The organism is Streptomyces sp. NPDC013455 (assembly GCF_040632975.1).
Taxonomy (GTDB): Bacteria; Actinomycetota; Actinomycetes; order Streptomycetales; family Streptomycetaceae; genus Streptomyces.
Genome location: NZ_JBEYCX010000010.1, coordinates 198,981 through 208,205, shown reverse-complemented (window position 1 = coordinate 208,205; position 9,225 = coordinate 198,981). Strand labels below are relative to the sequence as shown.

The 9,225-nt window shown below is 75.9% G+C and carries 6 protein-coding genes and 1 pseudogene; 2 read left to right on the top strand and 5 right to left on the bottom strand.

What is annotated here, in order from left to right; translation table 11 throughout:
* Window positions 1–418: 418 nt before the first annotated feature.
* A pseudogene (locus ABZ576_RS18670) lies at window positions 419–1,315 on the bottom strand (LysR family transcriptional regulator); the annotation flags it as partial.
* A 101-nt stretch (window positions 1,316–1,416) separates the two neighbouring features.
* On the opposite strand from ABZ576_RS18670, the gene ABZ576_RS18665 reads away from it, so the two are divergent.
* Entirely contained in the window at window positions 1,417–2,814 is a 1,398-nt protein-coding gene (locus tag ABZ576_RS18665; RefSeq protein WP_360741431.1) for an MFS transporter, read from the top strand.
* Window positions 2,815–2,876: 62 nt separating this feature from the next.
* Window positions 2,877–3,701, top strand: a complete 825-nt coding sequence (locus tag ABZ576_RS18660; protein ID WP_360741429.1) for a serine hydrolase domain-containing protein — start codon at window positions 2,877–2,879, stop codon at window positions 3,699–3,701.
* Between the two features lie 227 nt (window positions 3,702–3,928).
* Here ABZ576_RS18660 and ABZ576_RS18655 read toward each other — a convergent pair whose 3' ends face one another.
* The 4 genes from ABZ576_RS18655 to ABZ576_RS18640 all read right to left on the bottom strand — a co-directional run bounded on the left by ABZ576_RS18655 (window position 3,929) and on the right by ABZ576_RS18640 (window position 8,898).
* Window positions 3,929–4,918 carry a malate dehydrogenase gene (locus ABZ576_RS18655; RefSeq protein ID WP_360741427.1) on the bottom strand — a complete coding sequence of 330 codons (990 nt, stop codon included), beginning with the start codon at window positions 4,916–4,918 and terminating at the stop codon, window positions 3,929–3,931.
* Between the two features lie 484 nt (window positions 4,919–5,402).
* A complete protein-coding gene (locus ABZ576_RS18650; RefSeq protein WP_360741425.1) occupies window positions 5,403–6,857 on the bottom strand; it encodes a DUF2690 domain-containing protein in 1,455 nt (484 codons plus the stop codon).
* A 172-nt stretch (window positions 6,858–7,029) separates the two neighbouring features.
* Window positions 7,030–7,698, bottom strand: coding sequence for a response regulator transcription factor (locus ABZ576_RS18645; protein WP_360741423.1), 669 nt, complete (start codon window positions 7,696–7,698; stop codon window positions 7,030–7,032).
* Between the two features lie 30 nt (window positions 7,699–7,728).
* Window positions 7,729–8,898, bottom strand: a complete 1,170-nt coding sequence (locus ABZ576_RS18640) for a sensor histidine kinase (protein WP_360741420.1) — start codon at window positions 8,896–8,898, stop codon at window positions 7,729–7,731.
* Between the last annotated feature and the right edge of the window lie 327 nt (window positions 8,899–9,225).

Sequence of the window (9,225 nt, the reverse complement as noted above, 5' to 3'; positions counted from 1 at the left end):
TCGGCGACCGGAGGGCCGGGACGGAGGGCGCGGAGGGGGACGGACGGCCGGGGCGGCGCGGCGACCGGAGGGCCGGGACGGAGGGCGCGGAGGGGGACGGACGGCCGGGGCGGCGCGGCGACCGGAGGGCCGGGACGGAGGGCGCGGAGGGGGGCGGACGGGCGGAGGGCCGGGACGGGGCGCGGGAAGGGCGGCGCGACCGCAGGAGGGCCCCGCGCCCGCGCGGCCGCGGGCGTCACCGACCGGCCGCCGGCCCTCCGGGATCACGCGGAACCGGCCCGTCCGACAGCGGGCGGGTTGGGTCCACCGGAAGGCGGGCCGGGTCCACCGGCGGGAGGGCGGGGCCCGCCGGAAGGCGGGCGGGGGCCGCCGGCAAGGGGGCGGGGGCCGCCGGCGGGAGGGCGGGGGCCGGCCCCGCGGCCATCAGCTCCCGGACGCAGTCGCGCAGCCAGGCGTGTGCCGGGTCGGCGTCGTGGCGGGGGTGCCAGGCGAATCCGACCTCGGCGGCGGGGAGATCCAGCGGGATCTCGAAGGTGACCAGGCCGAGGGTGTCGGCCAGCGGCCGGCTCCACCGGCTGACCAGCCCGATCAGGTCGGTCTCGCGCAGCACGAACAGCGAGGCCGGATAGGTGCCGACGCTGCCCACCACCCGGCGCTCCAGGCCGAGACCGGCGAGGGCGTCGTCGACCGGCCCGCGCTGCCTGCCGCGCCGGGAGACGATGAGGTGCCCGGCCGCCCCGGCGAACCGCTCGGGCGTCAGCGGGCCGTCGAGCAGCGGGTGCCCGGCCCGTACGACACCGAGCATGCGGTCTCGGTGGACCGTTTCCACGTGCACCTCGGGGGCGACCGAGTCGATCACCCCGACCTCCAGGTCGGCGGTGCCCTGGCGCAGGAACGGGGCGTCCACGTGGCTCTCGCTCAGGAAGCGCAGCCGGATGCCGGGTGCCTCGCGGGCGGCGCGGGCGAAGAGGGCCGCGCCGTGGGCGGCGGCGATCGCGTCGTGGCCGAGGATCGTGAAGGTCCGGGTCACCGTGCGCAGGTCGGTGTCCCGGCCCGGGGCGAACAGCGCCCGGGCGCGCTCCACCACCGCGCCGACCTCGGCGCGCACGGCGAGCGCGTGCGGTGTCGGCACCATCCGGCGGCCGGCCCGGACCAGCACCGGATCGCCGAGCGCCTTGCGGATCCGGCCGAGGGTGCGGCTCATCGCGGGCTCGGACAGGTGCAGCCGGCGGGCGGCGCCCTGCACGCTCTCCTCCTCGAGCAGCACGTCCAGCGCCACCAGCAGATTCAGGTCCAGGCCCGCGGATTGCGTCATGTGCAGGTATCCCTTGCGAAGGTTGCACTGGAGTGCAGGTCGGTGGCGAGCCTACGGTGGGCGGGCATCCCACACCACCCCGTCTGCTCCCGGGAGGAGCCGTGCCCGCGCACGCCCTGAAACGCTCGACCCTGCTGACCCTGTGCGCCTGCGTCCTGGTCGCGCAGAGCATGGTCGCCGCCATCAACCTGCTGATACCGCAACTGGCTTCCTCCGCACCGCACCCCTCGCACACCGAGATCCTGTGGACGGTGGACGCCTACGTCATCGTCTTCGCGGGGCTGCTGGTCCCGGCCGGTGCGCTCGGCGACCGGTACGGCCGCAAGGGCGCCCTGCTCACCGGCCTGGCCGTGTTCGCCGCGGGCGCCGCGACCAGCGCCCTCGCCCCCGATCCGGCCCTGCTGATCGCGGGCCGGGGCCTGTCCGGCGCGGGGGCCGCGCTGATCACCCCGGCGACGATGTCGATCCTGGTGCAATTGGCCGGCCCCGAGCGCCGCGCCCAGGCGATGGCGTCCTGGACGCTGGCCATCGGACTGGGCGGCATGGCGGGCAACCTGGGCGGCGGCCTGGTCGGCCAGTACCTGTCCTGGCGGGCTCTGTTCGCCGTGATGGTCCCCCTGGCGGGCGTCCTCGCCGCCGCGGTGGCGCTGACCACCCCGCGCACGGCCCGCTCCCCGCTGAGCAGCCCGGACCCGGCCGGCACCCTGCTGCTCACCGCGGGTCTGGTCGCCGTGCTGTTCGGCATCATCGAGGGTCCGGACCACGGCTGGACCTCGGCGCGCATCCTGACCGCGTTCGGCGTGGGCGCCGTGCTGGTGGCGGCCTTCACCGTGCACGCCCTGCGTTCGCGCGCCCCGCTGTTCGACCCGCGCGTCTTCCGCTCCGCCGGGCTGCGCGCCACCACGCTGGGCCTGGCCACGGGCTTCTTCGGCCTGTTCGCGCTGTTCTTCGTCAACTCGCAGTACCTCCAGGAGGTCAAGGGCTTCGAGCCGGCGGTGACCGGGGTCGCGATCGTGCCGCTGATCGTCGGCATGGCCCTGGTCCCGAGGTTCGCGGCCCGCTGGTCGGCGCGTCCGCGCCCGGTCGTGGGCACCGGACTGGCGCTGATCGGCGCGGGCCTGCTGGCCGCGTCCACGGCGGACGCGCACACGCCGTACCCGCTGTACGCCTGCTGGCTGCTGGTCATCTCGGCCGGCACCGGACTGGCGATGCCGGCCCTCACCCTGGGTGTCGTGGTGTCCCTGCCGGCGCATCAGGCGGGGCTGGGCTCCGGGCTCGGCACGTCGGCCCGCGAGGTCGGCGCGGCCCTCGGTGTCGCCGTCGCCGGCACGGCCCTGGCCGGCCACGCCGACTTCGCGAACGGGATGGGCCCCGCCCTGCGCGTGGTGGGAGCGACGGTACTGGTGTCCACGGCCCTGGTCGTGACGGGCTTCCGGGGCTCCGGCCGGGCCTCCCGGGTGGCCGCGGAGGCACCGTCGGCCACGGAACCCGTGGCCTGAACCTGCCGGTGAGTCACCGTCGACGGCACAGAATGCCGACGTCGAGGAAAGAGAGGACCACCGTGCGCCGTATCCCGACCTGTGTGCTGAGCGACGCGGGCCCACCCCGCGTCGGCGACGGGCACGCGGTGGACCGTTACGTCGAGATCGGGTCCCTCACGAAGGCGCTCACCGGCACGCTGCTCGCCCGGCTGGCCGAGGCGGGCGTGGTCGGCCTCGACGACCCCGTCGAACGGTGGCTCCCGGCGCCGCCCGGCACGGGTGTCACCCTGCTCCACCTGGCCCGGCACACCTCGGGCCTCCCCCGGCTGCCGCCCCGCGTCGGCCGCCGGGACCCGTACGCGGCGTTCGACCACGCGGAGTTGCTGCGGCTGGTGCGCGGCCTGGACGCCCTCGCCGTACGCCCGCCGGGGGGCGAGGAGTACTCCAACCTGGGGTACGCCGTCCTCGGCGCGGCCCTGGCCCGGGCGGGCGGGGCCGGCTACGGGGAACTGCTGGACACCCACGTCCTGCGCCCGCTGGGGATCACCGAGGTGACGGTCCGTCCGCCCGCCGGACGGCGGCTGACGGCGCCGGGGCTGCTGCCGGGCACCCGCCGCAGGCCGTGGACGATGGACGGGGCGATCCTGCCGGCGGGCGGGCTGTGGGCGACGCCGCGCGCCCTCGGCGATCTCGTCGTACGGCTGCTGGTGGAACGGCGGTTGGGCGAACCGGCCGTGAGCTGGCAGTCGGCGGGCCCGCTGCGCTGGCACAACGGCGCCACCGGGGACGCCTCCGCGTTCGCCGGGGCGATGGACGACGGCCGCTGGGTGGTGGTCCACCGGCTGGGCGGGCGCCCGCAGGACACGGACCGGGCCGGGGTCGCGGCGCTCAAGCGGGAGGTGTGAGGCTCCCCCGGCTCCGGCCGGGCGGCGCCCGTACGACGAAGTCCCCTCCCGCCGAGCGGAAGGGGACTTCGTGTGTGGAGCGCCGGGCAGGCCTTGCACCTGCATCTCCCCGCAGGAAGCGGGACGTCTTTCCTTGGACCACCAACGCATCACCTGGTGCCGGTTTCCCGGCGGCCGGTGCGTGATCAACTATAGCGCACCGGCCGGGGGTGTCACACCACGTCAGGTCAGATGAGGCCGAGGCCGCGGACCGCCTCGCGCTCCTCCTCGAGCTCCTTGACGGAGGCGTCGATGCGGGCGCGGGAGAACTCGTTGATGTCCAGGCCCTGGACGATCTCGTACTTGCCGTCCCGGCAGGTGACCGGGAAGGAGGAGATCAGGCCCTCCGGGACGCCGTAGGAACCGTCCGACGGGATGCCCATGGAGGTCCAGTCGCCCTCGGCGGTGCCGTTGACCCAGGTGTGGACGTGGTCGATGGCGGCGTTCGCGGCGGAGGCGGCGGAGGACGCGCCCCGGGCCTCGATGATCGCGGCACCGCGCTTGGCGACGGTCGGGATGAAGTCCTCGGCCAGCCACTTCTCGTCGTTCACGACCTCGGCGGCGTTCTTGCCGGCGACCGTGGCGTGGAAGATGTCCGGGTACTGGGTGGCGGAGTGGTTGCCCCAGATGGTCAGGCGCTTGATGTCGGCGACCGTGGAGCCCGTCTTCTTCGCGAGCTGGGTCAGCGCGCGGTTGTGGTCCAGGCGGGTCATCGCGGTGAAGCGCTCGGCCGGGACGTCCGGCGCGGCGGCCTGCGCGATGAGCGCGTTGGTGTTGGCCGGGTTGCCGACGACGAGCACCTTGATGTCGTCCGCGGCGTGGTCGTTGATGGCCTTGCCCTGCGGCTTGAAGATGCCGCCGTTGGCCTCCAGCAGGTCGCCGCGCTCCATGCCCTTGGTGCGCGGGCGGGCGCCCACCAGCAGGGCTACGTTGGCGCCGTCGAAGGCGACGTTCGGGTCGTCGGAGATGTCGATGCCCTGGAGCAGCGGGAAGGCGCAGTCGTCCAGCTCCATGGCCGTGCCCTCGGCGGCCTTGAGCGCCGGGGTGATCTCCAGCAGGCGCAGCTTGACCGGCACGTCCGCGCCGAGCAGCTGGCCGGAGGCGATGCGGAAGAGCAGGGCGTAACCGATCTGGCCGGCCGCGCCGGTGACGGTGACGTTCACGGGAGTGCGGGTCATGGCGTTCTCCGTATGACAGCTGGCGGTGGGGCTCCCTGCCCCGGGCGGATGATCGATCTCTTGGCGTCAAGAGAGATCCAGCGGTCAGGCTATCGCGCATCCGGCATGCGAGACGTCCGGGGCCGTGTGGCTCACCCCACAAGGGGATCAGCGGGGACCGACGGGGACGTATCGCCGGTGACGGCGGCCGCGCGGCGGGCCTGCGCGGGTGCCGGACGGCAGGGCGCACGGCGGGGCCGACGGCGGCGCGGACGGCAAAAGGCGGCCGTCCGTCCGGGAGAGGAAGGGACGGCGGCCGCCGGTGGGGGGTACCGGCGTACCGGACTCCCGTGGGGGTACCGTTCGCGTTCCCGGGATCCGGCGCACTATGCGCAACGGCCCGGAATTTCTCCCTCCTTCTTGCTTTCCCGGCCCGCCGTCGCGCGGCTGCCGTCCGCTGCGGGCCGGTGGGGCCGGGTTCCCGCGCGCCGGCGCGGTCCGTCCGTCATTCCGTGCAGCCCGTCAGGCCCGAGGCGAGCCTGGCGCAGGCCCTGGCCTCGGCGGGGCTGCGCACGGCGACCATCGGGGTGTACCCGATCGTGTCGCCGGCCGCCGTGATGTCGCCGGTCTGCCGGGTCCTGCCCACGGAGAGCTTCACGGTGTCGCCGGGCACGCCGCTGGTGATGCGGCCCCAGACGGCGCCGCACGCCTTGTTGTAGCGGACCTCGACGGTGGTGGTGCCGATGGTGGCGGTCTTGGCGGTGGTCACCAGGTCACCGCCGCACCCCATGGCCTCGGCGTCCTTGCCGGTGCAGCCGGCGCCGGCGCACTTGACGCCGGGGGGCGGGCTCGTCCGGGAAGCGGCCGTTGGGGAGGGCGACTTCACGGCCCCCTTTCCGTGGTCGTCGCCGTCGCGGTGGGTGAGGAAGAAGGCGCCGGCGATGAGGACGAGCACGCCGATCAGGCCCGCGAAGAACATCGTCACCTGCTGGCGGCGCGCGGACCACTGCCCCGGCCGCGGCGCGGCGGCGGGCCGGCCGTCGAGGGCACCCGGGGCGTCCGGGCCCGGGACCACCGCCGGATCGGCCGGGGCCCGGGTGGAGCCGGCCGGCGCGGGCGCGGGTACGGGAGCGTGCGGGCCCGGGGCGGGACCGGCCGGAGCGCCGGTGCCTTGGGGGGTGCGGGTGCCTGCCGGGGTGCGGGTGCCTGCCGGGGTGCGAGTGGGGTCGCCCGGAGCGCGGGTGGACGCGCCGGGGGTGCGGGGCGAGTCGGCCGGAGTGCCGGGCGCGGCGGGGGCACCGATGGGGTCCGCCGGGCGGGCCGGGGGGCGGCCGCCCGGGCGCGCGCTCACCGGGGACGGGCCCCGGTAACCGGCCAGCCCCCAGGAGTTCTTGACGGCCGGGCCGTCGCCGCCGCCGTCCGCCGGGCCGCCGCCTCCGTCCGCCGACGCCTCGCCCCCGTCCGCCGGGCCGCCCGCGGCGCCGTCGCGCGCCCCGGTGTCCGAGGCGGCAGGCCGGGCGGGGACGGCCGGGGAGACCGCGGCGGAACCGGCGGCCCCCGGCGTCGCGGCGCCGGCGCCGCCCTTGCGGGCGGCCGGTGCCGCGTCCTGCTCCGCCGTCACCAGGTCCCCGAGCGCGGCGCGCGCCTGCGCGACCCGCAGGGCCTCCATGGTGGTGTCGTGCCGCATCTCCGCGCGGCTCCAGGCGCGTTCGGCCAGCTCCCACAGCGTGGTGAGGTGGACCGGGTGGGTGCCGGTGGCCTCGGCCAGCGCGACGACCGCGCCCTTGGGGGCGAGGAGCCGGCCGCCCAGGTACCGCTCCCAGGACGTCTTGCTGTATCCCGTGCGGTCGGCCAGTTGCGCGATGCTCAGGCCGCTGCTGTCCACGAGCCGCCGCAGCCGGCCGGTGAACTCCTTGATCTGCGGGTCCAGGTCCTCCGGCAAGGCTTTCCAACGAGGCATCGTTCCCCCTCTTCCCCCCGGTCGTGCTGACGTTCTCGCGCGCGGTCCTTCCGGCCCGTCCCCGCGGTCCGGTACCCGTCCTGGCCGGCCACCCACAGGGATGCGCGGACCAAGGATCCCAGTTCCCCGAGGTGGTTGCACACGCGCGGGGCGGCGTCCGCCGCCGGGGCGGTCAGCCGCCCGGGGTCACCAGGCCCGTCTCGTACGCCAGCACCACCGCCTGCGCCCGGCTGCCCAGGGCGAGCTTGGTCATCGTGCGGTTGAGGTGGGTCTTGACGGTGGCCTCGCTGATGAAGAGGCGGTCGGCGATCTCCAGGTTGGACAGGCCGCGGGCGGTGAGCCTGAGGACCTCGGTCTCGCGGGAGGTGAGCACACCGAGGTCGGGCGGCGAGGCGGTGTCGGCGGCGGGCGCCTGCTGCTTGGCGAAGGCCTCCACCAGGCGCCGGGTGACGCTGGGCGCGAACAGCGCGTCGCCGCCGTCGACCGCGGTGACCGCCGCGAGCAGCCGCTCGGGGCCGGAGTCCTTCAGCAGGAAGCCGGAGGCTCCGGCGCGCAGCGCCCCGTACACGTACTCGTCCAGGTCGAAGGTGGTCAGCACCAGGATCCGGGGCGGCCGGTCGGTGGCCCGGGCGAGGATCCGCTCGGTGGCCTCGATGCCGTTGACGCCGGGCATCCGGATGTCCATGAGGACGACGTCGGGGCGGGTCTCGGCGGCGAGCCGGACGGCCTCCTCGCCGTCCGCGGCCTCGCCGGCCACCTCGAAGCCGGGCGCGGCGTCGAGCAGGCCCACGAGTCCGGCGCGGATGAGGAACTGGTCGTCGACGACGAGCACTCTGATCACCGCGGCCGTCCCCCCGACGTGCGCCTCCCGTTACCGCTCCGCCTCCCGCGCGTCCCGCCCGCCGCGCTCGGCGGCCGAGGTGGGCAGGGTCAGCCGGACCTCGTAGCCGCCCTCGGAGCGTGGGCCGACTGCGATCGTCCCGCCGTAGAGCTTCGCTCGCTCACGCATGCCAATCAAGCCGTGCCCGCCGCCCGCCGGCACTCTGGCCGGATCCGCCCCCTCGCCGTCGTCGGTGACGCGGACGGTCAGCTCGTGGGCGCCGTAGCCGAGTTCCACGCGCGCGCGAGCCGGGCCGGCGTGTTTGAGGGCGTTGGTGAGGGCCTCCTGGACGACGCGGTAGGCGCACAGTTCGACGCCGGGCGGCAGCGGGCGCGCGGTGCCCTCGACGGCGAGGTCCACGGGCAGGCCGCCGGCCCGGACCCGGTCGAGGAGTTCGCCGAGCCGGGCCAGGGTGGGCATGGGGGCGCGTTCGGCGGCCTCCGGGTCCTCCTCGCGCAGCACCTGGAGCATGCGGCGCAGCTCCTCCAGGGCCTCGCCGCTGGTGCCGGCGATGGTGCCGAGCGCGCCGCGCGCCGTGCCGGGGTCGGAGTCGAAGACGAACCGGGCGAGGCCGGCCTGCACGGAGATCACCGACATGTGGTGGGCGACGACGTCGTGCAGTTCGCGGGCGATCCGGCCGCGCTCCTCGGCGACCGCGCGCCGGGCCCGCTCGGCCTGTTCGGCGCGCAGCCGCCGGGTCAGTTCGGCGGTACGGCGGGCCAGGTGGCCGAACCAGACCAGTACCGAGCAGTACAGCAGCGCCTGCCCGAGCACGGAGGCCATGGACGGGCTGTGGCTGACCACGCCGGCGTACACCCAGACCGCGCTCATGACGGCGGCGCAGGCCAGGGCGGTGCGCACCGGGCGGACGGAGGCCACGGTGTACAGGGCGAGCATGGAGCCGAAGGTGCTCACGACCGGCCAGTAGCCGAGGCTGACGTAGGCGACGGCGGCGGCCTGGACGACGGCGAAGACGGTGACCGGACGGCGGCCGCGCAGGGCGACCGGGAGGTGGGCGAGTGCGACGAGGACGTAGGCGCGGGCGTCGAGTTCCGGCCATCCCTGCGACCGGGACTCCCGTCCGAGCAGGACGGCCACCACGACCATGGCCACCGCGATCAGGGTGTCCACGACGAGCGGGCGGGGGGTCCTCAGTCGCATCGCCGCAGGGTAACCCGCACGGCCGGGACCGGGAGTCAAACGGACGCGGTACCGCGGAAGTTGCAGCCCGCGGACGCCTACCGCCCGCGACGGTACGGCGGTTCAGCCCGGGGACGGAGGCGGCGCGCGGCGGGCGGGCCGTAGCGTCGGGGACGGGGGGTACGGCGGTGGCCCGCGTCCCCGGGGGAGGCGCGGGCCACCTGGCGTACCGGATGCGCCGCTCGGGGAGCCGCGCCGCTCGGCGCGCTCCGCTCCCCGGCGAGCTTCACCGCGTGGCGAGCCTCGCGACCTGGCGAGCCTCGCGACCTGGCGAACCTCGCGACCTGG

Coding starts and splice junctions, on each gene's coding strand:
- ABZ576_RS18655 (WP_360741427.1), bottom strand. CDS start 4,918: ATGACCCGCACTCCCGTGAACGTCACCGTCACCGGCGCGGCCGGCCAG.
- ABZ576_RS18650 (WP_360741425.1), bottom strand. CDS start 6,857: ATGCCTCGTTGGAAAGCCTTGCCGGAGGACCTGGACCCGCAGATCAAG.
- ABZ576_RS18640 (WP_360741420.1), bottom strand. CDS start 8,898: ATGCGACTGAGGACCCCCCGCCCGCTCGTCGTGGACACCCTGATCGCG.